General features: G+C 64.5%; 24 protein-coding genes. 14 read left to right on the top strand and 10 right to left on the bottom strand.

What is annotated here, in order from left to right:
- Positions 1 to 278: 278 nt before the first annotated feature.
- Entirely contained in the window at positions 279 to 1193 is a 915-nt protein-coding gene (locus ACQRBR_RS09845) for a DMT family transporter (RefSeq protein WP_303880946.1), read from the bottom strand.
- A 252-nt stretch (positions 1194 to 1445) separates the two neighbouring features.
- Between ACQRBR_RS09845 and ACQRBR_RS09840 the strand changes: the two genes are divergently transcribed.
- Both ACQRBR_RS09840 and ACQRBR_RS09835 read left to right on the top strand, forming a co-directional pair.
- The gene (locus tag ACQRBR_RS09840) at positions 1446 to 1904 is read left to right on the top strand and encodes a Fur family transcriptional regulator (RefSeq protein WP_204626674.1); all 459 of its coding nucleotides are present in this window, start codon (positions 1446 to 1448) and stop codon (positions 1902 to 1904) included.
- A gap of 129 nt (positions 1905 to 2033) precedes the next feature.
- Complete coding sequence (locus tag ACQRBR_RS09835; RefSeq protein ID WP_427812885.1) at positions 2034 to 2213, top strand: hypothetical protein; 180 nt, start codon at positions 2034 to 2036, stop codon at positions 2211 to 2213.
- A 61-nt stretch (positions 2214 to 2274) separates the two neighbouring features.
- On the opposite strand, the gene thyX is transcribed toward ACQRBR_RS09835, so the two are convergent.
- The gene (gene thyX, locus ACQRBR_RS09830; protein ID WP_303880942.1) at positions 2275 to 3072 is read right to left on the bottom strand and encodes an FAD-dependent thymidylate synthase; all 798 of its coding nucleotides are present in this window, start codon (positions 3070 to 3072) and stop codon (positions 2275 to 2277) included.
- A 194-nt stretch (positions 3073 to 3266) separates the two neighbouring features.
- Here thyX and trpB point away from each other — a divergent pair, with 194 nt between their 5' ends.
- From trpB to ACQRBR_RS09815, 3 genes are all read left to right on the top strand, one after another.
- The gene (trpB, locus tag ACQRBR_RS09825; RefSeq protein ID WP_168936280.1) at positions 3267 to 4493 is read left to right on the top strand and encodes a tryptophan synthase subunit beta; all 1227 of its coding nucleotides are present in this window, start codon (positions 3267 to 3269) and stop codon (positions 4491 to 4493) included.
- Between the two features lie 260 nt (positions 4494 to 4753).
- Positions 4754 to 5599, top strand: a complete 846-nt coding sequence (locus ACQRBR_RS09820) for a fumarate hydratase (protein WP_006009337.1) — start codon at positions 4754 to 4756, stop codon at positions 5597 to 5599.
- A 9-nt stretch (positions 5600 to 5608) separates the two neighbouring features.
- Positions 5609 to 6166, top strand: a complete 558-nt coding sequence (locus ACQRBR_RS09815; RefSeq protein ID WP_427812884.1) for a Fe-S-containing hydro-lyase — start codon at positions 5609 to 5611, stop codon at positions 6164 to 6166.
- A gap of 242 nt (positions 6167 to 6408) precedes the next feature.
- On the opposite strand, the gene ACQRBR_RS09810 is transcribed toward ACQRBR_RS09815, so the two are convergent.
- From ACQRBR_RS09810 to ACQRBR_RS09800, 3 genes are all read right to left on the bottom strand, one after another.
- Positions 6409 to 7908, bottom strand: a complete 1500-nt coding sequence (locus ACQRBR_RS09810; protein WP_427812883.1) for an outer membrane homotrimeric porin — start codon at positions 7906 to 7908, stop codon at positions 6409 to 6411.
- Positions 7909 to 8003: 95 nt separating this feature from the next.
- The gene (locus ACQRBR_RS09805) at positions 8004 to 9116 is read right to left on the bottom strand and encodes a LacI family DNA-binding transcriptional regulator (RefSeq protein ID WP_427812882.1); all 1113 of its coding nucleotides are present in this window, start codon (positions 9114 to 9116) and stop codon (positions 8004 to 8006) included.
- Positions 9117 to 9234: 118 nt separating this feature from the next.
- A complete protein-coding gene (locus ACQRBR_RS09800; protein WP_303880936.1) occupies positions 9235 to 9393 on the bottom strand; it encodes a hypothetical protein in 159 nt (52 codons plus the stop codon).
- Here ACQRBR_RS09800 and ACQRBR_RS09795 point away from each other — a divergent pair.
- From ACQRBR_RS09795 to ACQRBR_RS09760, 8 genes are all read left to right on the top strand, one after another.
- Entirely contained in the window at positions 9392 to 10717 is a 1326-nt protein-coding gene (locus ACQRBR_RS09795; protein ID WP_303880934.1) for an MFS transporter, read from the top strand. The genes ACQRBR_RS09800 and ACQRBR_RS09795 overlap by 2 nt on opposite strands.
- A 19-nt stretch (positions 10718 to 10736) precedes the next feature.
- On the top strand, positions 10737 to 11561 hold the full coding sequence (locus ACQRBR_RS09790; protein ID WP_321127415.1) for a phosphodiesterase: 825 nt from the start codon (positions 10737 to 10739) through the stop codon (positions 11559 to 11561).
- A gap of 504 nt (positions 11562 to 12065) precedes the next feature.
- The gene (locus ACQRBR_RS09785; RefSeq protein ID WP_427812881.1) at positions 12066 to 12758 is read left to right on the top strand and encodes a B3/B4 domain-containing protein; all 693 of its coding nucleotides are present in this window, start codon (positions 12066 to 12068) and stop codon (positions 12756 to 12758) included.
- A 115-nt stretch (positions 12759 to 12873) separates the two neighbouring features.
- On the top strand, positions 12874 to 14238 hold the full coding sequence (locus ACQRBR_RS09780) for a phosphomannomutase (protein ID WP_427812880.1): 1365 nt from the start codon (positions 12874 to 12876) through the stop codon (positions 14236 to 14238).
- A gap of 444 nt (positions 14239 to 14682) precedes the next feature.
- Positions 14683 to 15552 carry a DMT family transporter gene (locus tag ACQRBR_RS09775; protein WP_427812879.1) on the top strand — a complete coding sequence of 290 codons (870 nt, stop codon included), beginning with the start codon at positions 14683 to 14685 and terminating at the stop codon, positions 15550 to 15552.
- 275 nt (positions 15553 to 15827) lie between these two features.
- Positions 15828 to 16451 (top strand): flavodoxin family protein, encoded by a 624-nt coding sequence (locus ACQRBR_RS09770; RefSeq protein WP_303880926.1) that lies wholly within the window; start codon positions 15828 to 15830, stop codon positions 16449 to 16451.
- 234 nt (positions 16452 to 16685) lie between these two features.
- The gene (locus ACQRBR_RS09765) at positions 16686 to 17003 is read left to right on the top strand and encodes a DMT family transporter (protein ID WP_204675242.1); all 318 of its coding nucleotides are present in this window, start codon (positions 16686 to 16688) and stop codon (positions 17001 to 17003) included.
- 191 nt (positions 17004 to 17194) lie between these two features.
- A complete protein-coding gene (locus tag ACQRBR_RS09760) occupies positions 17195 to 18118 on the top strand; it encodes a LysR family transcriptional regulator (protein ID WP_239463952.1) in 924 nt (307 codons plus the stop codon).
- Between the two features lie 12 nt (positions 18119 to 18130).
- On the opposite strand, the gene ACQRBR_RS09755 is transcribed toward ACQRBR_RS09760, so the two are convergent.
- Complete coding sequence (locus ACQRBR_RS09755) at positions 18131 to 18523, bottom strand: fluoride efflux transporter FluC (protein ID WP_006009305.1); 393 nt, start codon at positions 18521 to 18523, stop codon at positions 18131 to 18133.
- Between the two features lie 339 nt (positions 18524 to 18862).
- On the opposite strand from ACQRBR_RS09755, the gene ACQRBR_RS09750 reads away from it, so the two are divergent.
- Positions 18863 to 19585, top strand: a complete 723-nt coding sequence (locus ACQRBR_RS09750) for a potassium channel family protein (RefSeq protein ID WP_427812878.1) — start codon at positions 18863 to 18865, stop codon at positions 19583 to 19585.
- An 18-nt stretch (positions 19586 to 19603) separates the two neighbouring features.
- Here the strand turns inward: ACQRBR_RS09750 and ACQRBR_RS09745 are convergent, their stop codons facing one another.
- From ACQRBR_RS09745 to ACQRBR_RS09730, 4 genes are all read right to left on the bottom strand, one after another.
- A complete protein-coding gene (locus ACQRBR_RS09745; RefSeq protein ID WP_419008891.1) occupies positions 19604 to 20743 on the bottom strand; it encodes an ABC transporter permease in 1140 nt (379 codons plus the stop codon).
- Entirely contained in the window at positions 20743 to 21882 is a 1140-nt protein-coding gene (locus tag ACQRBR_RS09740; RefSeq protein ID WP_427812877.1) for an ABC transporter permease, read from the bottom strand. Before ACQRBR_RS09740 ends, ACQRBR_RS09745 begins: the two co-directional genes overlap by 1 nt.
- A 217-nt stretch (positions 21883 to 22099) precedes the next feature.
- Positions 22100 to 23992 carry an ATP-binding cassette domain-containing protein gene (locus ACQRBR_RS09735; protein WP_427812876.1) on the bottom strand — a complete coding sequence of 631 codons (1893 nt, stop codon included), beginning with the start codon at positions 23990 to 23992 and terminating at the stop codon, positions 22100 to 22102.
- Positions 23992 to 24969: an efflux RND transporter periplasmic adaptor subunit gene (locus ACQRBR_RS09730; RefSeq protein WP_303880919.1), complete on the bottom strand. Its 978-nt coding sequence runs from the start codon at positions 24967 to 24969 to the stop codon at positions 23992 to 23994. The genes ACQRBR_RS09735 and ACQRBR_RS09730 overlap by 1 nt, the downstream gene beginning before the upstream one ends.
- Positions 24970 to 25633: the final 664 nt, after the last annotated feature.

Raw genomic sequence — 25633 nt, 5'->3', positions numbered from 1 at the left:
GCCTTTTCAACTCCACCGTCAAGCATTTTCCCGCAAAAAATCGAAAAAATGTTTTCGAACCGTCAAAAAGGCGCTTCCGCGTCATGGATCATTGATTTTCAATCCGCTGTCGAGAACCATACGGCTCTGCGCAAAAAAAGTAAAGTATTTCATATTATTTTTTATACAATATAAAAAACAGATGACAAATACGTAGTTTTTTTCAAGATGTTGTCTTTTGGCGACTGCCATAAAAAAAGCCCCTCCCGAGGGAGGGGCCTGCATTGCCGCAAAGCAAATCAATGCGTTTCGCGGTGCCACATGATGAAGAAGACCGAGCCTACCGTCATGGCGCAGGCCAGGAGCATCTTCCAGGTCAGCATCTCTCCCCCCAGCAGCCAGCCCAAAAAGATACCGATGACCGGCACCACATACTCATAGGAAATGGCCGTGGCGATGGGCACATTCTCCAGCAGCCAGAAATAGCAGGCATAGGCGATGACCGAGCCACCGGTGCACATCCAGGCAAAGGCCACGACCACAGGCCAGTGGATGTTCTCATAGCGGATCGCATGATGCTCGCCATCCAGAAAGGCGACCACAAGACACTCCAGGCCGCCCATAAAGATGAGCAGCGCGCACGATTGCAAACTGGAAAGCCGCGTCTTGAAAGGAAAACGGCGGGTCAGCAGGGTTCCGGCCACCCAGCCGAGCGTGGCCGTGAAGACCCAGATCATGCCGGAGATGCTGCTTTGCTGTACGCCGCCCACATTTTGCTGACTGTAGGCCAGCAGCACGAGACCGCAGGTCCCTGTGGCCAGGCCCGTCCATTGCAGCAGCCGCGGCCGGGGCTCATTGGCGAACAGCCAGCCGGCCACCAGCATGGTGATGGGCGTCGAGCCGGTGATGACCGCCGCCGTGGAGGAAGCCACGCTCTCCTGCCCCTTGGCCAGGAAGCCGCTTGCCAGCAGGACCATGAACACGCCCATCCAGGTGGCATGGATCCAGTCCTTGCGCTCCGGCCGTATCCAGCGCCCCGTGAACATCAGGAACAGTGCCAGGAGGATGCCGCCGATGACCATGCGGCTGCCCCCTACCAGAAAGGGCCCGGCCACCCCAAGGCTGAATTTGTAGCCGATATAGGTGGATCCCCACGAGATATAGACCAGGAAAAGGTGCAGCATGACGTGCAGGGACTTTTGCGAAATAGGCATAGGCGCGCCCCCTCCTCAACGATATAGGGGCCAAGTATCATAGTTTTGCAAACTGTCAAGAGATGGAACAAAACCATCATTTTTCATAAATAAATACAGACAGATACTTGCATCCTTACCACTATTCCTCATATTATGGAGCAAGCAGACCCGCCACGATGCCGCAACCCTGCCTGCATAATGCGGGACAGAGCTTTCAGACTTGGCAGGCAATGTCTGCCATGCTATGACAATCCCGGGGGAAGGCTAATTATGAAAGAAGAAAATAAAGACCGATCAGAATTGCTGGCATTCCTGGAGTTCATGAGCCGCAAAGGCCTGAACACCACGGCCCAGAGGCGGATCATCGCCGATGCCTTTTTTGAGCTCCCCGGCCACCACTCGCTGGAGGAGTTCTATCAGCATGTCCAGAAACTGGACCCGCGCATCGGCCAGACCACCGTCTACCGGACGCTTAAACTCCTGTGTGATGCCGGTATGGCGACAGAGATCCACTTCAGTGACGGCATCACCCGCTACGAAGTGGCCGCGCCCGACAGTCACCATGACCATATCGTCTGCCAGTCCTGCGGCAAGATCGTGGAGATCTACGATCCCCGTATCGAAAAGCTGCAACAGGAACTGACCAAGAAGCACGGCTTCCTGCTGCTGCGGCATGTGCACATCCTTTCCGGTATCTGCGCGGACTGCCAGAAAAAAATGCAGCAATGACCTTTTCCGGCCGGCATGACAGCGGGCGGATCCTTCCGCCCTTTTTTATGGGCCCGCGTTAATTAAAGTTGATTTTCATTTTCATTTAAGGTATACTTGCGGAAAATCGACCGAAACGAGGACACCAGCATGGATGGCCAAAGCATCGCCGTTATCGTCATCGTGGCTGTGGCCGTGATCTTCATGGCTAGGAAAGTTTTCATCTCCGCCCGTAAAGGACAGTGCTCCTGCGGCTGCGGGGATGGCAAACAGCAGACCTGCTGCAAGGGATGCAGCATCGCCACAAAACGTCAGGACCTGCTTCCGTAACAAAAAGCAAAGGCCGCCACTCCAAGGGAGGGCGGCCTTTTTTATAAGATATGTCTGGCGGTTATTCCGCTTCGAATTCTTCGGCACGGGCGATCTGGCTGCCCCGGTGCTCGCGCAGGATGGCCAGGGCTTCTTCCTGGGTCAGGATACGGCCGCGGCATTTGGGGTTCTGCAGGCGGTTCTCCGGGCAGTAACCCAGATGCACACAGCTGGGCCCGGCGCCCTGGAACAGGTCCGGTGCGGCCTTGCGGCACAGGGAAAGCATCTGCCAGGCCAGATGGCGGATCTCGTGCTGGGCGTTGCGGCAACAGCGGATGGAGAACCAGTCCAGCAGGGCATGGGCGTTCATGCCGATGATGGCCTTGAACTCCGTGGCCTGGGGCTTGAGGTAGCGCAGATCTTCTTCCGGCAGTCCGGCTTCCAGCCCGGCGTCGTACCACTGGCGGGTCAGGTCGGCCAGGTCCCGGCCGGTCAGACGGGTCGTGTGCCCGTCAGGCAGGGTCACCTCGGCACCGAAGTCACGCACGCTGGCGGGATAGACCACGGAAAAACGCCGTTTGCCGCCCAGCTCCGCTCGACCGGACTTGATGAGGTAGGAAGCCAGGCGCTTGCGCACCAGCTGGGTCTCGGTCACGCGGGAATAGCCTTCCACGCCGAAAAGGAAAAAGTCGAATTCCAGCGCGGCGCGATGCCCGCTTTCCAGGATATTGCGCACGATCTGCCGGGAATAGGGCGAGGCCACTATCTCTTCCAGGCTGCGCTCACTGCGCACGAAACGCGCCGCGATGTCCGTGTAGATCTTGCCGCCCCCGGCCAGCAGCACCACTTTGCCGTTCCCGGTATATTTTTCATCCAGCATGTGCGCCTCCTGTAAAATGGAAGGCTGAACCTACACGAAAATGCCCCGTGTCTCAAGCGCCCCTGCCGGAGCCGGCGCCCGGCCGGGGCGGGCCCGATACTGTGCTTTCTTGACGCCCGCCCGCGGACAGCATAGTGTGGATAGCTTCCAATACTGAATAATCCGCACGCCGCTGCGTGCGTAAAGGAGCGACCATGAGCAAGGATATCAAAGCCTTCTGCCAGCCTGACAGCAAGGGCTTCTTCGGCGCGTATGGCGGCCAGTATGTGCCTGACGCCATCAAGGCCCGCCTGGACGAACTGGACCAGGCCTTCAAGGAGGCTCTGGCCGACCCCGAATTCACGCGCGAGATGCAGCGCCTGCTGCTGCATTTTGCCGGTCGTCCCAGCCCGGTCTTCCACTGCCGCAACCTCAGCAAGAAACTGGGCGGCGCGCAGATCTGGCTCAAGCGCGAAGACCTCAACCATCTGGGCGCCCACAAGGTCAACAATACCATCGGCCAGTGCCTGCTGGCCAAACGCATGGGCAAGACCCGCGTCATCGCCGAGACCGGCGCGGGCCAGCATGGCGTGGGCACCGCGGCCAGCGCCGCCCTCATGGGCCTGGAATGCGTCATCTGCATGGGCGAGGTGGACGTCGTCCGCCAGCACCTCAATGTGACCCGCATGGAGATGCTGGGCGCCCGCGTGCATACGGCCATGAGCGGACAGCGCACCCTCAAGGAAGCCGTGGACGAGGCCCTGGAAATGTGGGTCAACGAGCCCGAGACCTTCTATGTGCTGGGTTCCGCCGTGGGCCCGCACCCCTACCCGCTCATGGTGCGCCACTTCCAGTCCGTCATCGGCAGCGAGGCCCGCGCCCAGATGCTGGAATTTGCCGGTCGCCTGCCCGATGTGGCCATGGCCTGCGTGGGCGGCGGCTCCAATGCCGTGGGCCTGTTCTCCGGCTTCGTACATGACGAGGGCGTGCGCCTCATCGGCGTGGAGCCCGGCGGCCGCGGCAACGGCTACGGCCAGCATGCGGCCTCGCTCTGCTACGGCGAGCCCGGCGTGCTGCACGGCTTCAATTCCTACATGATCAAGGACGAAAAGGGCGAGGCCGGCGAGGTCTACTCCATCTCCGCTGGTCTGGACTATCCTTCCGTGGGCCCCGAACTGGCCGAACTCAAGGATGCCGGTCGTGCCGAATACGTGAGCATCACCGATGAAGAGGCCCTGCAGGCCTTCTATGCCCTGTCGCGCAACGAAGGCATCCTGCCCGCGCTGGAATCCTCCCATGCGCTGGCCCATGCCATGAAGCTGGCCCCCACCATGGACAAGGACGCCATCATCCTGGTGAACCTGTCCGGTCGCGGCGACAAGGACGTGGCTCAGGTGGCCGATCTGGTGAACAGCGGCGCCTTCGTGCCTGCCGGCGACTAACGATGTCACGGCTGGGGGCAGGCCATGCCTCCCCTCACGGCCCCTTCGCCAATGCGATCCCGCAGACCGGCACCCCCTGTGCCGGTCTGTTTTTTTGACACAAGAGACGTGACAGCCCATCCCCTTGGATGGTAACGCCACCTCACGGCTCCGGCAGAGAGCCCCCCCGGTGCAGGGGGAGCGCCCGGGGCCCTGTTCATCTCCTGACCACGCTGCCCGCGGGCGGCCGTCAGGCAAATTCCATTCTGACGAGGCACACCATGCGAGAGATCGACGCCGCGACCATCAGTGCCGCCGTGGCAAAGCTGGCCGTGCAGGCCTGCTGTCATCTGCCCGCCGATGTCCGGGACGCATTCCGGCAGCGGCTGGACAAAGAGCCTTCACCCGTGGGGCGCAACATCCTGGAACAATTGCTGGAGAATGCGGACATCGCCGCGCGGGACGACATCCCCATCTGTCAGGACACCGGTCTGGCCGTGGTCTTTGCCGAGGTGGGGCAGGACGTGCACATCACGGGCGGCGATTTTGAAGCCGCCATCCACGAAGGCGTGCGCCGCGGCTATGTGGACGGCTATCTGCGCAAGTCCTGTGTGGCCGAGCCCCTGTTCGAGCGCAAGAACACCGGCGACAATACCCCGGCCGTCATCCACACCCGCATCGTGCCCGGCGACGGCCTGACCCTGCGTCTGGCCCCCAAGGGCGCCGGTTCCGAGAACAAGAGCGTGGTCAAGATGCTGGTGCCCGCCGACGGCATCGAAGGTGTGCGCAAGGTGGTGCTGGACGCCGTGCTGGCGGCCGGGCCCAACTCCTGCCCGCCCATGGTGGTGGGCGTGGGCCTGGGCGGCACGATGGAAGTGGCCGCCCTGTGCGCCAAGCGCGCCGCGGCCCGCGATCTGGAAAGCCGCAACCCCGATCCCCGCTACGCCGCCTTCGAGGACGAGCTGCTGGAGCTCATCAACCGCACGGGCATCGGCCCCCAGGGCCTGGGCGGCGAGACCACGGCCCTCAAGGTACATGTGGAATGGGCCCCTACCCACATCGCCTCCCTGCCGGTGGCGGTCAACATCAACTGCCATGCGGCGCGTCACGCCGAAGTGCGTCTGTAGGAGGCTGCCATGTCCGATGTGAAACGTATCCGCGCGCCCTTCGACGAAGCCACGGCCCGTTCCCTGCGTGCCGGTGACCGGGTGCTCATCACGGGCACCATCATCGCCGCCCGCGATGCCGCCCACAAACGCCTGGTGGAGGCCCTTGACCGGGGCGAAGCGCTGCCCGTGGATCTGGACGGGGCGGTCATCTATTATGTGGGCCCCAGTCCGGCCAGACCGGGCCGGGCCATCGGCGCGGCCGGGCCCACCACGGCCGGGCGTATGGACGCCTACACGCCCACCCTGCTGGCCCGTGGCCTGCGCGGCATGATCGGCAAGGGCTACCGCAAGCCCGAAGTGGTGGAAGCCATGAAGCAGCACGGCGTGCCCTATCTGGCGGCCGTGGGCGGTGCCGGGGCGCTCATCTCGCAGCGCATCAAAAAATATACGGTGCTGGCCTACCCTGACCTGGGCCCCGAGGCTGTGGCCGCGCTGGAAGTGGAAGACTTCCCGGCCATCGTGGTCATCGACAGCACCGGCGACAATTATTACGAGACCGGTCAGGCTCCGTACAGGAAGCTCTGATACATGATGGGGGAAGGGGGCCCCTTTGACTGACGTGCAAAGGATTTTTCTTCCCCCTCTCCCCATCCCTCCCCCAACGCGTTTCATTCTGGAGGATGGCGGACAGCCTCTCACGCGGGATTGCCCCTGCCTGCCGGTCTCCCGGCAAAAATTTCGATACTTTTCAACAACAAAGCGGCGGACAGGAATTTTCCCGTCCGCCGCTTTTGCGTTTTGCTTTACCGTACCGTCAGGGCAGCCCGCTAGAAGCTGTACATGTAGGAAAGGCTGAAGTTCCAGGCGTCGCGCACTTCGTCGTTGCGGCCGTTCATGCGGCTGTTGCCCCACACGCTGCTGTCATGATCCAGCCACAGGGCCACATAGGCCACATCCAGGGCCACGGTGAAATTCTCGGTCACCTTCGTGGTGCTGGTCAGGCCCCATTCCAGGGCATAGTCCTGGCGGGTCAGATACAGGCCGTCCATGCCCACCGTCCCGGACAGGGCGCCGGAATTGGCCGCCAGCCCCTGCGAGGACAGCCACTTGGCCATGCCGGGGTCGTTGGTACCGCCGATGAGGTTGACGCGGAAGGTCTGGTACAGGTCTTCGATGACGTTGACGTCGCGCAGCTGCAGGCCCACGCCCCAGGTGCCCGTCATGCCGTTGCCCACCGCGCCTTCGCGGGAGATGTACTCATTGCCGTTGAAGGCATAGTGCGACCAGGCGTTGTGCACGTTGGCCACGCTGAGATAGGGCATGCGCTCGGAACCGTTGCCGCGGTCGTCGTCATCGCCGGAAGCGTACCAGCCGTAGATACCGGGCTTGGTCCAGCCCAGGTCGTATTCCACCAGCAGCGAGGCCAGCCAGCCGGCGCGGTTGGCGGAAGTGTCGTCATAGCTCACGGAACCGTAGTTCAGGTCCCAGGCGATGCGCCAGGGATCCAGCAGGGTCAGCTCGCCGGTCAGGCCCGCCCAGAAGGCATTGCCGTACAGGTCCATACGGCTGTTGTGGGATGCGCCACCGGCAGGCAGCATGCCCGCCAGATACTGGATGCCCGAAACGCCCACGCTCTTCCAGTCGTTGGCGTGGTCGGCATCGAGGCTGTTGGGACCGATGCCCGCGTACATGGCCCAGGGCGTCAGACGGAAACCGTCAAAAGTCAGGGGCAGCAGCAGGGCCGCCACGTCCACATTGTCCATGTAGTTCTTGCGGAGGCCGTCGTCGCCGTAACCCTGGAAATTGTCATTGTACAGGCGCGCCCACAAAGCGGTGAGGGCCACGTTTTCGTTGATCTGCCAGCTGGCCGTGATGCCGGCGGCATCATCGCCCCACACCTGGCTGCCGGTGGTCATGCTGGGCAGGAAAAAGCCCTGCAGGCCCATGCGGACCTTGATGTCGGTATCCGGCACCATCCAGTCCAGCCAGGCGTTCTTGACTTCCACCACCGTACCGTCGGCGCCCAGGGCATCACCGGTGGCGCTCTGGCCCCAGATCTGGTCGCCCATTTCAAAGATGACGGAGCCGGAAAGGCTTTCCGAAGCCACGGCATCCAGTTGCAGGCGCAGGCGCTGGCGGGCCTCGAAGTTGTCCTCGTTGCCCTTCTTGTAACCGGTCATGCCGTTGCCGCCGGTGAAGGCGCCATGCTCGCCGTAATCAAAGGCCATGATCCACTGGCCGCGGATCTTGAAGTCGATGGCCTGGGCCATGCCCGCGGCGGAAAACAGCAGGCCGGCGGCCAGGAGGAGCGTTGCGATCTTTTTCATGGCGTATCCTTCATAAGGCGAATTTCTGTCCCGAAAGACAGGAGGCAGCATAGCCGTCGATGTTCCGGCTGGCAAGATGGCGCGTCAAATTTTTTTTACCGCTCCTCGCCTTCCTCCTGCGGCCTGCCCAGCGGCCCGCCCGCCTGCCGCTGTACGGGCGCGGGCCCGGTGCTGCTGCGCACGACCAGCTCCGGCATCACCTCCACGCGGGTGATGCTGCACCCGGGGCCGCTGGTGATGCGGTTGTGGAGCATCTCCAGCGCGCTGCGGCCCTTTTCCGCGATGTGGTGCTCCACCGTGGTCAGGCCCACCCGCGAGAAGTGCGAAGGATAGATATTGTCGAAACCGCACAGGCTGTAGTCTTCCGGCACCCGCGCGCCGCTTTCCAGGATGGCGTCCAGCACGCCGTAGGCCACCATGTCGTTGACGGCCACGAAGGCTGTGATGTCACGCTCGGCCATGCAGCGTCGGGCCAGGGTGTAACCGGTGCGGTGTTCGATGTTCAGATCGCCGCGCTCCTGTTCGGGCGTGATGGTGCAGGTGCGGACAAGGAAGCGGCCTTCGGGACAGGCCTCACGGAACACGTCGCGCAGGCCTTCCAGGCGCCGCAGCCGTGCCGAATTGTCCTTGTTCAGGGGCGTGGCGATGCAGGCGACGGAACGGTGCCCCAGCCCGATGAGATAGCGGGCCACCAGCACGCCCGCGTTATAGTTGTTGAGCTCCACCGTATCCAGGTTGAGGCTGGCGTCCCTGTCGCCGATGACCACCACGGGCGTCTCCCGGTTGGCCAGTTCGGCCTGTGCCGGGCACAGCGGCATGGCACAGAAGACGATGCCTCCGATGGAAGCGGCCGACAGGGTGCGCAGCAGACGGGCCTCCACAGCGGCATCACGGTAGGTGGGGAAGACCATGGTGTCGTAGCTGTGCCGGGCGGCGGCATCCTGCACGGACTGCACCAGGGTCGCATAGTAGGGGTTGACCACATTGGGGCAGAGGATGGCCACGCACTTTTCGGCCATGAGGTGCGAGGGCCGGTGCCGCCGGATGCCCCGGTAGCCGAGGGCCTCGGCCGCCTCGCGCACCTTGAGGACCGTCTCGCGCGAGAAGGAGACGTCCGGCCGCTCCGAAAGGATCATGGATGCGGTGGCTGTGGAGACGCCGCTGCGGGCGGCGATGTCTGCCAGAGTGACGCGCTGGCTGCGTTGCATGGGCACCTCCCTGCGCAATAGATAAAAACCGTTGCTGTTAAATTTAATTTTTAATTAAAAATTAATCAAGACTCCCTGCCCAAGTGGCCGATTTCAGCCTTTTTCATGTAAAAAAATGTTACATTTCCATGAAAATATTCTGTCCAGCCCCTGTCCCTCTTGTCTTATTTTTCCTGCTATGGCAGCCTTCTCCCAGCGTCTTTTGCCGGGCGGCCCCAGAGCGGCCCCGATGATTAAAAATTAAATAAACTTCAACAAAATTTTCAGGAGCAGGCATGAATCCTCCCTCCCAGAAACAGATCCGTACCGTGGCCCTGGCCAGCCTGCTGGGCGCCACCATCGAATGGTACGATTTCTTCCTTTACGGCGTCGTGGCGGGCATCGTTTTCAACAAGCTCTACTTCCCCACCAACGACCCCTTCATCGGGACCCTGCTGGCCTACAGCACCTTTGCCATCGGCTACCTGGCCCGCCCGTTCGGCGCTTTCGTCTTCGGCCACTTCGGTGACAAGATCGGCCGCAAGAGCATGCTGGTGTTGACCATGCTCATCATGGGCATCGCCACCATCGGCATCGGTCTGGTGCCCACCTATGCCCAGATCGGCATCGCCGCTCCCATCATCCTCCAGACCTTCCGCCTCATGCAGGGCCTGGGCCTGGGCGGCGAATGGGGCGGCTCCGTGCTCATGACCTACGAATACGCCAGCAAGCGCGAGCGCGCCTTCTATGCCAGTATCCCCCAGATGGGGCTGGCCACGGGCCTGTGTCTGTCCTCCGGCGTGGTGGCCCTGCTCTCCGCCAGCCTGACCGACCAGCAGTTCCTGGAATGGGGCTGGCGCATCGCCTTCCTCATCAGCGTGGTGCTGGTGGGTGTGGCCCTGTACATCCGCCTGCACATCCTTGAGACCCCCGACTTCCAGAAGGCCAAGGATTCCGGCAAGACCGCCGACAAGACCCTGCCCATCGTCAAGGTCTGCCGCAACCATCCCGGCAACATCGCCCTGGGCGTGGGCGCCCGCTGGATCGACGGCGTGTTCTTCAACGTACTGGCCGTGTTCGTCATCAGCTACCTGGTGCAGTACATCAGCATCGAGCGTACCCAGGCCCTGACCATCGTCATGATCGCGGCCCTGCTCATGTGCCCCTTCATCCTCATCGCCGGCCGTCTGGCCGACCGCTACGGCCGCGGCATGGTCTACGGTGTGTCCAGCCTGCTCTGCGGTCTGTCCATCTTCCCCTCGTTCTGGCTCATGGAAGGCAGCGGCGGCAGCCTCTTCCTCATCGCCCTGGCCATCATCATTCCCATCAGCGTGTTCTACGCCGGTGTCTTCGGCCCCGAAGCCGCCCTGTTCTCCGACCTGTTCCCGCCGGACGTGCGCTACACCGGCATCTCCATCGTCTACCAGTTCCCCGGCTTCCTGGTGGCCGGTATCGTGCCCGGCCTGTGCACCTTCCTCATCAACTGGAACGAAGGCGATCCCCTGTATGTCTGCCTCTTCACCCTGCTCGCGGCCGTGACCAGCGCCCTCTCGGCCTTTGCCATCCAGCGCAAGAGCATCGCCGCCCAGCGCAAGCACGGTGACGACGCCGAGCATATCTAGGCGTATACGGGTTGTCATCATGGAAATCCTGCAAATATCGGACCTGCACCTGCGCGGCGACGGCAAGCTCTCCTTCCGCAAGGTGGACACGCCCGCCTGCCTGCGCACGGCGGCGGCCCATCTGCACGCCTTGAACCGCATGCCCGACGCCATCGTCATCACCGGCGACCTGGCCGACAGCGGTGACGAGCATGCTTACCACATGCTCTACGAGGCACTTGGCGATCTGCCCGTGCCTATCTACGCCGTGCCCGGCAACCATGACCGCCGCGACCGCATGCGTACCATCCTCAAGGGCTGGGTGCCCGAGGAAAGCCCCGTGCCGCCGCGCGTCTGCCACTGCGTGGACATGGGCGAACTGCGCCTGGTCATGCTGGACAGCATGGAGCCCGGTTCCCACAGCGGCCACTGCCCCGAAGCCATGGCCCGCTGGCTGGACGCCTGCCTGCAGGAAGACGGCAGCCGCCCGGCCCTGGTCTTCATGCATCATCCGCCCTTCATCACGGGCATGGGAGCCATGGACGAACCCTTCGAAGGCGCCGACCTGCTGCGTGACGTGCTGTCCCGCGCGCCCTGGGCCCGTCTGTGCTGCGGCCACATGCACCGCCCCATCTTCACTGCCTGGGCGCAGGGCCTGGCCCTGACCGTGCCTTCCATCTCCATGCAGATCGACCTCGACCTCAGCCCCGAGGGCGGCGATACCTTCCGTATGGAGATGCCCGGCTACATGCTGCACCACTGGGACGGCAGCCACCTCAACAGCCACGTGTGCCAGATCCCCGCCGATGTGGACTTCTCCGGTCCCCATCCCTTCGCGGATTCCGTCAACCCCGTGGAAGACTGATACCAGGACGGCAGGCTCAGGCCTGCCGTCTTCTTTTTCCTTCATGTCCACACAGCGCCGTCCGCACAACTCCGGCGCCGTGCGTCACCTTCAACAGGAGCATCCCCGCCGGATGCTCCTTTTTTTGTCCGCCTCTCCACACCAGCCCGCACGGAGAAGGGGCCGCAGACAGGACTGCCCGCCAAAAGCGGGAAGCGCGCACAAGATCCCTCAACATCCCGCTTTCCTGCCCTGCCTTTCGTACAGGGCCGGGCCCTCTCCTGCGGTTCGCCATATTTTTCCGAAAGCGCGCCTGCCGGACCGCCCCTTCCCGGCTCCCGCCTCCGGGAGCCCACTCCCTCCGCTCCGGCCCCGCCCCTCCGGCTTGAGGCCGCTGTCGCCCCGTGCTAAAATCAGCTTTTGTCCCTGCCCTGCCGCAGGGACCGGCGCGCCGGTACGTCCCCGCGCTTCCGCGTCCACCGTACCGGCCGGTGACGCCGTACAGACTCTGCCAAGGATCATCCCGTGAGCGCTTCTCCTTTTATCCGTCCCGTCATCCGTCCCGATGCCGACATCCTCGCCCGTGTGCCCGGCCTCTGCCTGGGCTGTCTCGTCCATGAAGTGGAGGTCGAACCCAGCCGCCCTGACTGTCAGGACTATCTGGACAACGAGCTGGCCCCCCGTCTCGTGGCCCGCATGGAAGGCGAGCCCCTGGCCCAGTGGCCCAACCTGGGGCCCTCGCGTGCGGGCTGCAAGGCCTGCGGCAAAGATCCCGGCCGCTACCGCATCTCTTCCGAGGCCCTGTACCGCCGCCTCAAGCAGGGCAAGGGACTGTACGCCATCAACAGCGTGGTGGACGCCAACAACATCGCCTCGCTGGAGACGGGCTTTTCCCTGGGCAGCTACACGCTTGCCAATCTCCGGGGCGACATCACCTTCCGCCGCGGCCTGCCTGGCGAGACCTACGAAGGTATCGGCAAGGGCGGCCTCAATCTGGAGAACCTGCCCCTGCTGGCCGATGCTCTGGGCCCCTTCGGCAGCCCTGTCAGCGATTCCACCCGCGCTCTGGTGGATGAACGGACGCGCGTCTGTCTGACCATCATCTACGGTTTTGACGGAGCGGCCCCCGTGGAAGAGTCGCTGCGCATCAGCGCCGCCGCCTTCGCCCGCTTCTGCCGCTGCCGTCCCCTGTGCGATCCCTGGTGCGTCCAGGGCTAGGACATCCCCGGCAGCCGCAGCGGCTCCCAAACGCCGTTTGCCTGCGCCGGACAATTTTACCCTTCTTACCGGAAGGCCCCGTCACGGGCCGTACCGGCCCCCTCAAGGAGCCCCCATGACCGATCTTTCCTGCTTCAAGGCCTATGACATCCGCGGCAAGGTGCCCGATCCCCTGTCCCCCGAGCTGGCCTTTGCCCTGGGCCGCGCCGTGGCCGAACATTTCGCCGCCCGGCGTGTCGTCCTCGGTTACGATGCCCGCCTGAGCGGCCCCGTGCTGCACGCCGCGCTGGCCGCGGGCCTGCATCAGGCCGGGGCCCGGGTCTTCAGTCTGGGCATGTGCGGCACCGAAGAGATCTACGATGCCGCCGCCCGGCAGGACTTCGACGCCGGTATCATGATCACCGGCAGTCACAACCCGGCCGACGAGAACGGCTTCAAACTGGTGCTGCGCGGCGCCCGGCCCGTGAGCGGCGATTCCGGCCTGCACGACCTGCGCGACCGCGTGGCGGCCCAGCTGGCCGCGGGCGTGAACCTGCCTGCGGACGAAGCCCCGGTGACGCCGGTCAGCTTCCGGCAGGAGTACGTCCGCCGCATCCTGGACTACACCGGCGCCGCCGCGCAAAAGCCCCTCAGGATCGTGGCCGACGCGGGCAACGGCTGTGCCGGTCTGCTGCTCAAGGAGCTGGCCCCGCACCTGCCGCACGAATTCATCTTCTGCCAGATGGAGCCCGACGGCACCTTCCCCAACGGGGTGCCCAATCCCCTGCTGCCCGAAAAGCGCGCCGCCACGGCCCGGGCCGTGCGCGAGCACAAGGCCGACCTGGGCATCGCCTGGGACGGCGACTTTGACCGCTGCTTCTTCTACGACAACGAAGGCAACTTCATCGAAGGCTACTATCTGGTGGGCCTGCTGGCTTCCGAGCTGCTGCCCCGCTTCCCCGGTGCCAGGATCATCTACGATACCCGCGTCTACTGGAACACCCGCGAACTCATCCGGGCGGGCGGCGGCATCCCCGTCATGGGCAAGACGGGCCATGCCTTCATGAAGGAACGCATGCGCGCCGAAGATGCCGTCTATGGCGGCGAGATGAGCGCCCACCATTACTTCCGCGACTTTGCCTACTGTGATTCCGGCATGCTGCCCTGGCTGCTGGTCATCGCGGCCATGCAGCGCCACGGCAAGCCCCTGGCCGAGCTGGTGCGCGAACGCATGGACGCCTGGCCCTGCAGCGGCGAGATCAACCGCCGCGTGGCCGACGCCCCGGCCCTGATGCGCAAGATCCGCGACCACTACGCCCCTGCCGCCACCTATGAAGACGCCATCGACGGCGTCAACCTGGAGTTCGGCGACTGGCGCTTCAACCTGCGCATGTCCAACACCGAGCCCCTGCTGCGCCTCAACGTGGAGAGCCGCGCCAACAGGGCCCTGCTGGAAGAAAAGACCGCCGAGCTGCTGGCCCGCATCGACGCCGGTCTGTGATTGGGGATGGGCGAGGGGAGGAGGGGCCCTTTTTGAAAAAAGGTCTCCCTCCTCCCCTCGCGCTCCCCTCCTCCTGCCAAAAACGTTTATTCTGGTCACCGGCAGGACAAGGAAGAAGCGACGGAAAGCGCGCTGCTGCCGGTCCCCCGGTGATGCGGAAGAGGGTTTTCCAATGTCTGCCGCCGCAATTGCCGCTATGCCGGTCTTCCGGTGATACGGGAAAAAATGCCTTCCGGCCGCTTTCGGCCTGCGTGGCGGCACAGCGGGCTGCAACACGATGACAGCACCTGCGAGGCAGCGACGGAGACCATCGGGTCAGACCCAAAGAAGGTTTTTTCGGGGTGGGGGAGAGTTTGAGAGGGGGAGGGGCAGTTTTTGCCCAAAAAACGCCCCTCCCCCTCTCAAGCCCTGTCGAACAGAAAGCGAACCACAGGGAACCACGTCATGGAAAAAAGCAAACTGGCCGCCGCCATGTTCATCGTGGGCAGCATCGGCCTCTTCGTCCACTACATCCCGCTGCCCCCGGCGGTCATCGCCTGTGCCCGGGCAGTCATCGGCACCCTCTTCCTGCTGCTGGCGCTGCGCCTGAAAAAAACGCCCCTGCACGGTCAGGCCATCCGCAAGAATGCCCTCTGCCTCCTGCTCTCCGGCGCGGCCCTGGGCTTCAACTGGATCTTCCTCTTCGAGGCCTTCCGCCATACGGGCATCGCCGTGGCCACGCTCTGCTATTACATGGCGCCGGTCTTCGTCATCCTGCTCTCGCCCCTTGTGCTCGGCGAACGCCTGACCCGCCGCAAGATCGTCTGCACCCTGCTGGCCGTGCTGGGGGCCGTGTGCATCTCCGGCGTGTTCACCGGCAGCCGGCAGGACCCGCGCGGCATCGCTTTCGGGCTGGCGGCCGCCCTGCTCTACTGTTCCCTTATCCTCCTCAACAAACGCCTGCGCGGGCTGGATACGCTGGAGACCACCTTCTGCCAGCTCTGCACCGCCGCCCTGGTCATGCTGCCCTATGTGCTGCTGGGCGGTCATCTGCACGGCCTTGCTCCCGCGCCGTTCACGCTCTTTCTGCTGCTGGTGGTGGGCATCGTCCACACGGGCCTGGTCTACATCCTGTTCTTCTCGGCTGTGGGCCGTCTCCCGGCCCAGACAACGGCCGTGCTCAGCTATGTGGATCCCGTCACCGCCATCCTGCTGGCCACCCTCTTTCTGCACCAGCCCTTCGGCCTGGCCGAAGCCTGCGGCACCGTCCTCATCCTGGGTGCCACCCTGGCCAACGAGCTGCCGGGGAACAGGACGGCCGAGGCCCAGTCCTAGAGCATGGACGGGTGCCGGGGAGTGCGTGTGCAGCCCCGGCCAGCGTTCGCGCACACGATTCCGTGCCCGCCATATCGGGATGCGTCAGTCTGCCTTGTCTTAAACCGTCTGCCGTATCCATGCGGGACGAGCCTCACCGGTGTCCAAAGGCCGCTGCCGGATCCTCTCCCATTTTTGCCGCATCCTGCCCGCCCCCTTTACTCCCGGCGGGCAGTCCTTATCTGTAGGGTCCCGGCGCGTCGGCGACCGGGTGTTTTCAACCAAGGAGTATCCCCATGCAGGTCCTGCTCATCAACGGCAGTCCCCATCCCAAGGGCAGCACGGCCACGGCCCTGGCCACTGTGGCCCGGCAACTGGAAAAGGCCGGTATCGAGACCACCACGCTTCATGTGGGCCACAAGGCCATCCGCGGCTGTATCGCCTGCGGCAAATGTGCCCAAACCGGCCTGTGCGTGTTCAAGGACGATCCGGTCAACGAATGCATCGAACGTATGCGTGAAGCCGACGGTCTGGTGGTGGGCTCGCCCGTCTACTATGCCGGTCCCAATGCCGGCCTGTGCGCCCTGCTGGACCGCATGTTCTACATGAAGTCCGCCCCCTATGCCTTCAAGCCCGCGGCCGCTGTGGTGAGCTGCCGTCGCGGCGGGGCCAGCGCTTCCTTTGACCGCCTCAACAAGTATTTCACCATCGCCCGCATGCCCGTGGTCTCCTCCCAGTACTGGAACTCCATCCACGGCAACAATGCGGAAGAAGCCGTGCAGGATGCCGAGGGCCTGCAGATCATGCGTACCCTGGGCGACAACATGGCCTGGCTGCTGCACTGCATCGAGGCCGGTCGCAAGGCGGGCATCACGCCGCCTGCCGTCGAGGCCTGGCAGCCCACCAACTTCATCCGCTAGGCAGGCCGGGCGACACCCGTACGAGGCATCCGGCGGCACTGCCATGCCCCCTGTGTACCCTGCCATCAGGCAACAACAAAGAGGCCCTTTACGGGCCTCTTTTTTATGGCAGCCTGAAAGCCGCGCTTTACGCTCGTGCAAGACCGCTTCCGCCGTCCCGTGCTACAAAGGCGGGATCGTCCCTTCCGGGACGCGGACCATCAGCACCACATTTTCGTGGAAGGAGGAAGCAGAATGAACGCATGGCTGCTCCTGATACTGGCAGGACTGTGCGAGATAGGCTGGCCGCTGGGCCTCAAATGGGCGCAATCGGGCCTGTGGCGTCTGCCCGGCTTCATCATGGCGGGCGTCTGCATGCTCGTCAGCGGCGCCCTGCTCTTCATGGCCCAGAAGCACATCCCCATCGGGACGGCCTACGCCGTCTGGACAGGCATAGGCGCGGCCGGTACCTTTCTGGCCGGGGCCCTGCTTTTCGGCGATCCCGTGCAGCCGCTGCGGCTTGCGGGCATCGCGCTCATCATCGCGGGCGTGGCCCTGCTCAAACTGGCCTGAGTGGCGGCACATGGAATGAAAGGGAAAGGGGCGGATGTCTGAAGGGACCGGCTGCCCGGTACAGGGAAGACGCCCATCCCGGCAAAGAAAGCGGCAGGAACAACGGCGGGATGCGGCCGACGGCATGGTGGCAGGATGCCTTCGGGCGCCCCGTGTCAACGCTCCGGATGCCCTGTCTGCAGGAGGCACACATGATCATCACCACGGAACGCCTGCACTATCTTTGGGCCGTGGCCGAGACCGGCTCCTTCGCGGCTGCCGGGCGCCGTCTGGGCGTGAGCGGTGCGGCCGTGCAGCAGGTCATCCGGCATTTCGAACAGGATCTGGACGCGCCCCTGTTCCGGCGCAGCCCGGGCCGCAGTCCGGTGCTGACCGACCTGGGGCGGCAATTCTACTTCCACGCACTGGACATCATCCCGCGTCTGGAGGGGCTGGAAAACCTGGCCGCCACACGGGGCCAGGGGCAGGAAGGCCAGCTGCGCATCGGTCTGCACGGCTTCGTCATGTTCCCGGAGGTGCGGGCCGCGCTGGTGGAACTGCAACAGGCCTTCCCGCTGCTGGAGATATTCCTGTATGACGGCGAGGATTCCGTCCTGCATTGCGACAAGCTGCGCCAGCTGGACAGCAGCGCCCGCCATACGGTGGACATCCTGCTGGCCCCGGCGCGCCTGCGCTACGATCACGGCGGCCAGTCGGTCATGGCCGGGCGCATCATCTGGCGCGTGGTGGCCGCTGCCGACCATCCCCTGAGCCGCATCCGGGGCAGTCTTTCCCTGGACGACCTGTTGCGGCACCGCCAGCTCCTGCCCCTGCCGGGCGTCATCAGCTCCGATGCCTTTTACGACAGTTTCCGCCTCAGCAGCCATCTGGTGCATTACAGCCAGTTCTACCAGTTGCAGGAAATGCTGCTGGCGGGCATGGGCTTTGCGGTCTTTCCGGCCCAGCTGGCCCGCCCTTTTGTGGAACAGGGTCGCCTCAAGCTGCTGGAACTGGACTTTGACGACGGCATCAGCACCACCGCTGTGGAGCTGGCCTGGGTCGAGCCCCTGGGCACGGCCGGTCGCTGGCTGGTGGAACGCCTGCGCGAGCTGCCGACGGAGGAAGGGGGGCGCTGAACCGCGCCGGATCTACCAGTGCTTGCCCACGGTCATGCCCAGGAAAAGGGCCGCGAAGCCCAGGATGGTCTGGGCACCGATATTGAACAGCAGCAGGGCCAGACGGGTCTGCCCCAGGGCGAAGGAATCGAAGATCAGGGACGAGAAGGTGGTGAACGAGCCCATGAAGCCCACCAGAATGATCAAACGCACCGTATCCGAAATGAGCAGGCGCACCGCGGCCAGCTCCCAGATCAGCCCGAACAGGAAGCAGCCCAGCACGTTGACCACAAAGGTCCCCAGCGGATACTGCCGCCCCACCAGCGTGTTGGCCAGTTCCGAAACGCCGTAGCGTGCCAGGGCCCCTGCCCCGCCCGCCAGAAAAAGAAGGCCGCAATTGCGCAGCGCCGTCACATCCATCGTCATCCTCCATCATGATCGCAGGCCGGTGCGCCGTATCCGACGCCGCCGCGGCCATCCGCAGCAGGCAGACCTTTGCGGCAACGCGCTGACGTCCGCCGCATCCCGGGCGTACGTTCCCCGCAGCAAGGCAGCGACTGCTTAAAAATGTCAAAGACCGGGCTTTGCAATCCCGCGCTTCTGCTTTAGGGTCAGCCGTGGAGCGATGCCCGGCAACATCCGGTCCCTGCCTGCGATGCCACGCCCCAACAGAGACGAGGCCCGCGCTGCCGCTCCGCTGTCTGCCGCCCCGGCAGACCATGATCCATATGTTCCCGTACTGAAGCCGTCTGACCGGGAGGTCCCATGTTCCCCTTGCTGCACGGACGCCGCTGGTGGCATTTTCGCCGCTTTGAGGGCTTGCTGCTTTCCCTCGCCTGCATGTTCCTGCTGAATATCATTTTTCCCGGAAAAATCTATGGCGGCACGGCCCAGGCCTGCTACCTGCCCCTGCAACTGCTGGCCGGGATCAATCTGTACGGCCGCCTCCGGCCGGGCTTTTGGGCGGCGGCCCTGACGGCCGCGGGCATCCTGGCCCTGCATCCCTTCCAGGCGCTGTCCTCCATGCCCCGGGCGCTCCAGCTCAGCCTGCTGTTGCTGCACGGCCTGTTCTTCTTCATCATCCTGCTGGAAGTCTTCATCCAGCTTTACCGCGCCCAGACGCACCGCCTGCATCTGGATGCCCGGCAGACCCTTTGCGCAGGCCTTTCCGGACTGCTGCTCATCGGCTACAGCGGCTTTTTCCTCTTCCTGCTGCTGGAGAGCTTCCAGCCCGGCTCCTTTCGGGGCCCCGATCCCGGCGGCGTGAGCCTGCAGGATCTTTTCTACTTCAGTTATATCAGCCTCATGACCATCGGCTACGGCGACATCACGCCCGTCTCCTGGGCCGCGCGCAATGCCACCGTGCTGGTGTCCCTGTCCGCCAACATCTATTCACTGGTGGTCATCGCCTCCATCGTGGGCCGCACCTTTGCCAGTCGTCCCGTCCAGAAGGCGGACAAGGAGTCCGCTCCCAAAGAAAATCCGTAGCCGTCTCCTGTCCGCCCCCTACACGCGGCGGCGGAACATCCACACCGCCACACAGACGCAGACCACGGTGATGGCGCAGATCTTGAGCAGGCTCACCGAAGCGGCCTCGAAGGTGATGTCACGCAGGAACACGCCCTGCACCAGGGTGGTGAAATGGCGGATGGGGTTGAGCTGGCTGCTGTGCTGCAAAAACATGGGCATGTTGATGACCGGTGTCACGGCCCCGGAAAGCAGGATGCAGGGCACGCCTACGGTGAAGGCGCCCAAAAAGGCCTGCTGCTGGGTGGAGGACAGGGAAGAGATCATCAGACCGATGCCGCCCGCCGCCAGCGAGAAGATGAAGATGGCCACATAGAGCAGCACGACGGAGCCCGTGAAGGGCACGCCGAAACCGAAGACCGAGACCAGCAAAAAGATGGTGCCGTGGGCCAGGCCCACCACGCAGCCGGGGATGAGCTTGGCAAGGGCGATCTCGGTGGGCGTGGCCGGCGAGACCAGCAGCTGGTCGAAGGTGCCCGCCTCGCGCTCGCGGGCGATGGACAGGCCCGTCACCACCAGCCCCAGCATGAAGCTCAGCATGCCGATGAGGTTGGGCAGGAAGAACCACTGGAACTCGAAATTGGGGTTGAACCAGCTGCGTTGCCGGATGTCCAGGCTGCCGCCGCCCGCCAGCGCGGCTTGTTGCCCCAGCGGTGTCTGCGCGGCCACCTCGGCCAGCATGACCTGCACATAATAGGCCGCTATCTGGGCGGCGTTGGAACGCCTGCCGTCCAGCAACAGCTGCACGGTCACGGGCTCGCCGCGGGCGGCCCTGCGGGAGAACTCCGCATCGAAAACCATGACGAACAGGGCCTTTTCCTGCTCGATGGCCGGGCGCACCTCCTGCTGCCCGCGCAAGAAGAACACATGCCGGAAGGTGGGCGAGCCCTCCAGACGGCGCACGATCTCCCGGCTCAGGGGTCCCTCGTCATGGTCGAGCACGGCCACATCCACATTGCGCACTTCCATGGTGGCGGCCCAGCCGAACACGATGATCTGCATGAGCGGCGGCACGATGAGCAGCATGCGGGAGATGGGATTGCAGAACAGGACCAGCAGTTCCTTGCGCACGATGGCCAGCATGCGCCGGATATGGAGCAGAAAGGCATCGCGCAGCATCAGACATCCAGCCTTTTGACCAGCTTTTTATAGACCAGCCCCAGCATGAGCAGGGCCAGCAGGCTCATGGCCCCCAGACAGGGCCAGAACAGCTCCCAGACGTCCCCGGTCAGGAAGAGCGTCCGCAAACAGGTATTGAAGTAACGGGCCGGCACCAGATGGGTGATGGCCTGCAGGATGGGCGGCATGCTGTTGATGTCGAACACGAAGCCCGACAGCAGCAGGGCGGGCAAAAAGCCGGAAAAAAGCCCGGCCTCGGCGGCCTGCAACTGGCTGTGCAGGCTCACGGAGATGAGCAGGCCCTGCCCCAGGGCGCAGAGCATGAATACCGAGGAGATGAACAGCAGCGCCCCCACCGAGCCCCGGTAAGGCACGCCGAACAGGGTCACGGCGGCCAGCGCGCACAGGCCCATACTGAACATGCCCATACAGTAATAGGGGATGAGCTTGCCGAGCAGCATCTGCCAGCGGCTCACGGGCGTGGCCAGCATGGCTTCCATGGTGCCGCGCTCCCACTCGCGGGCGAAGACCAGCGATGTCAGCAGGGTACCGATGAGCGTCATGATGACCGTGATGGCCCCGGGCACCAAAAAACGCTCGCTCTTGGCCGTGGGATTGTACCAGTAGCGCTCCTCTATGCTCACCGGGCCGGCCTGCGGTACCCCGCCCGCCTGCCGGGCCCCCTGCCAGCGCAGCAGCACGGCCTGCGCATAGCTCTGGATGAAGCGGGCCACGTTGGGTTCGGTGCCGTCCACGATGAGCTGCACGTCCGCCGTCGTCCCCCTGTCCAGCTGGGCGTCGAACTGCTGGCCCAGCACCAGGATGCCCTGCACGGAAGATTCGCGCATCAAACGCTCGCCCTCGCGCATATGACTGATGGAGCGGATGACGAAGTGCGGCGAGTGGGCAAAGTCCGTCAGCAGGGCCCGCGAATGCTGGCCGCCGCTCTGGTTGAACACGGCCAGCTGCAATACGCCCGCGTCCAGGGTGATGCCGTAGCCGAAGAGCAGCAGGAACAGCAGGGGCAGCACACCGGCCACCAGATAGGACGAGGGGTCCCGCACGATCTGCTGGAACTCCTTGCCCACCAGGGCCAGCAATTGCCGCACCCAGAGGCGGCGTGACAGACGTTCTTGCATCAGTATTCCCTCTCCCGGCCTGCCGTTGCAGACGCCATCTTTCCCGATCCGCTTTCCCGTCCCGCATTCCTGCCGCCCCGGCGCAAGATTCCGGCCCCTGCCCTGCCGGTCAGGGCCCGCGCAGGGCAGCGCCCGCCAGACGGCAAGGCAGCGCGGCCGTCAAAGCAAGGCGAAGAAGCTGGAACAGCCTTTCCCCCGCAACCGCATGAGCCATCCCTTACTGCGGATGCTCGGCATCATAACGCCGGATGCTGGCGATGAAGGCATCTTCCAGCGTGGGGTCCTCAGGCACGCCCGGCAAGCCCCGGCAGGAGGCCTTGAGCTCGTCCGGCGTGCCCATGCTGATCATGGCGCCCCGGTAGATGAGGGCCATGCGATCGCAGTATTCGGCTTCTTCCATGAAATGCGTGGTCACCAGCACCGAGGCCCCGGCCTCGGTCATGGCCGTGATATGCTTCCAGAAGTCCCGGCGGGTGCGCGCGTCCACGCCCGATGTGGGCTCGTCCAAAAACAGCACCGGCGGCTCGTGCAGGGTGGCGCACAGCAGGGCCAGGCGCTGCTTCTGCCCCAGCGGCAGGCTGTGGGTGCGGCTGTCCAGATAGTCGGTCAGTTCCAGGGCCTGCGCCAGCACGGGCAGCAGGGCCTTGCGGCGTTCCAGGGCAAGACCGTAGAGCTCCGCACAGGTCAGGATGTTCTCGCGCACCGGGATGTCCAGATACAGGGAAAATTTCTGCGCCATGTAGCCCAGACGCGAACGCGCCGCGCTGCCCGCACGCAACAGGTCCACACCGTCCACGCTGCACTGGCCCGACGTGGGCCGCGACAGACCGCAAAGCATGCGAAAGGTGGTGGACTTGCCCGCGCCGTTGGGCCCAAGAAGACCAAATATCTCCCCGGCGCGCACCGTGAAGCTGATGTGGTCCGCCGCCGTGAAATCGCCGAAGCGCTTGGTCAGCTCCTTGGCCACGATGCGTTCCGGCGCCTCCACGGACAGTTGCGACACATGCCCGCCGCCCTTGCCTCCCGTCCTGCCGTAGGGCGAAGGCTCCTGATTAAGCCCGCCCACCATATGCATGTAGGCGTCTTCCAGACGGGCGGGGACGTTCTCGCCCCCGGCCTCGCGCACGGCGGCCCGGGTGCTTTCCGGGGCGTCCCGCCCCAGCAGCACGCGGATACGGCTGCCCTGCATCAGGGCGTCTTCCACGCCCGGCGTCCGCGTCCAGCGGGCCAGGGCCGCCTTGCTGCCCTCGCTGCCCGGCGGCACATGGAACACGCGCCCTTCCACCCGGGCGGTGAGCCCCTCGGGCGGGCCGTCGTAAAGGATACGGCCGCCGTCCAGCATGATGATGCCCGGACAGCGCGCAGCCTCATCCAGATAGGCCGTGGACCAGATGACGGTCATGCCGTCGTCGCTCAGTTCGCTGACCATCTGCCACAGCTCCTGCCGCGACAGGGGGTCCACGCCCACGCCGGGTTCATCCAGCAGCAGCACGCGCGGCGCCCCCAGCAGGGCACAAGCGATGCCCAGTTTCTGCTTCATGCCGCCGGAAAGGCGTCCGGCCAGACGGCGGGTGAACGGCCCCAGCGAGGTGAAGGCCAGCAACCTGTCGAACAGGGCATCGCGGGCCGCGCCCTCCAGACCGCGCAGACGGGCGTGCAGGCGCAGATTGGCTATGACGGAAAGGTCTTCATACAGGCCGAAACGCTGCGGCATGTAGCCGATGCTGTTGGGCGCGTCCGCCGCCACCTCGCGGGCGGGACGACCGAACAGCAGGGCCTGCCCCGCCGCCGGTTCCATGAGCCCGGCAAGCAGGCGCAGCAGGGTGGTCTTTCCCGCGCCGTCCGGCCCCACGAGGCCGGTGATGCGCCCGGCCGGGATGCGGGCATCCAGACCGCGCAGGGCCTCCACGGCCCCGAAGCGCATGGCCAGACCGCGCAGCTCCACGGCGATGCCGTCCTGCGGCGCCACGGCGTCCTGCACAGCATCAGGGATGGCCTGTCGGCCGGTTGCCCCGCTCCGGTCATCGCCATCGGCACGACCGTAAGCAGACCGGGCCGTGTCCGGCCCCCCGGCTGCCCGACGCCGCCACCAGGCGGACAAGAAGGACATTAGGGCTCCACCAGGGTCACGGTCACGGGCATGCCCTGCCGCATGACGTTATCGGGATCGTCCACCTGCACCCGCAGGCGATAGACCAGCGAGGTGCGCACTTCCATGGTCTCCACGCTCTTGGGCGTGAACTCCGCCGCCGGAGAGATGAAGCCCACCCGGCCCGTAAATTCCTTGTCCGGCACCGCATCCACACGCACCCGCACGGCCATGCCCGGCTTGATGCGCCCCAGCTGCGGTTCGTCCACATAGACGCGCAGCCACACCGGGTCCACCAGGCTCAGGGTGTACACGGTCTGCCCGGCCTGCACGATGGCCCCGGCCTCGCGGGCACGGGTCAGGACGATGCCGTCCTGCGGCGCGGTCAGCAGCGCATCACGCAGCCGGATCTCCGCCAGTTCCAGTGCCGCCGCCGCGGCATCCACCGCCGCCCGCTGGGCCAGCACCTCTTCCTCGCGGTAGCCGGACAGCAGCATGTCGAGCTGTTCCTGCGCCGAACGCAGCTCCGCCCGGGCCGACCTGTCCGAACTGCGGGCGTTGTCCAGCTCCTTCTGGGAGATGGCGTTGCGTGCGCGCATGGCGCTGACGCGGTTCAGATTGATGGTCGCATTGTCGGCCACGGCACGGGCACGGGCCACGGCGGCGCGGGCCTGTTCCACTTCTTCCGTGCGGTAACCGCGCTCCAGGCGCAGCAGCTGGGCCTTCTGCCCGGCCAGCTGGGCCGCTGTCTGGTCCCGCTGCTGGCGCAACAGGTCATCGTCCAGCCGGGCCAGCTCCTGCCCGGCGCGCACGCTGTCGCCTTCGTCCACCAGCACCTGGGCAATACGGCCATCCACGCGGAAGCTCACATCCACTTGACGGATCTCCACATTACCGTACAGCACCAGACTTCCCTGCGTCCTGTCCCACAGGAAGTACCAGCCCAGCGCCACGGCCACGCCCACAAGCAGCACCGCTGCCAGAATCTTTTGCCGCATATCTCTCTCCCGCATGGAGCCCGGTCAGGAAGAAAGTCCCCCTGCGCCCGCAGCCCCGGACACGTCTCCATTCTGGCCCGGTTCGGGAATCCGGCATGATACCAGCCGGATGCGACCGTCAGGGCCCTCAGGCTAGGCAGCATACGAAGATTGTCCCGCCCTGTCCATCCGGGGCGGGGATGAGGATGGCGGGGGAGGAAGGGGCGTTTTTTGTAAAAACTGCCCCTTCCTCCCCCATACCCCCTCCAACCCCGAAAAAACTTTGCTCCGGTCGGTATGGCAGGTCCCCGTCTTTGAGCGGCGGCAGGAACTTCCCGCCCCGATTCATGAAATAAGGAATGCTGATAGCTATGCAGGATATAAGGAAAATATGAGCCCTCAGCATCCGGAACGGAAGGTAGGACAAAAGACAGGAGCCCACCGCAGACCGAAAAACATGATCCGGCGGCGAAAGATGAGGACAGAAAAAACGGGCAGGAAAAAGACAGGCCCCTGACGACGGCGCTGGGGAAGCGCAGACTAAAAAAGCCCGTCGCAGGACACGACGGGCCGGGGAACATGGACAGGAGAGCCGCTGCCGTCAGATCAGGACAGCGGGAAAAGGGACAGGCTCAGGCAGCCAGAGCTGCTCGGGGCCTTTCCGGAAAGGTCAGCGGTCTTCCTC

This window comes from Desulfovibrio sp. SGI.133 (genome assembly GCF_050313955.1).
In the GTDB taxonomy this organism is placed as follows: Bacteria; Desulfobacterota; Desulfovibrionia; order Desulfovibrionales; family Desulfovibrionaceae; genus Desulfovibrio.
Note: the sequence above shows the minus strand (reverse complement) of the source record. Positions and strands in the feature narration are given on the sequence as shown.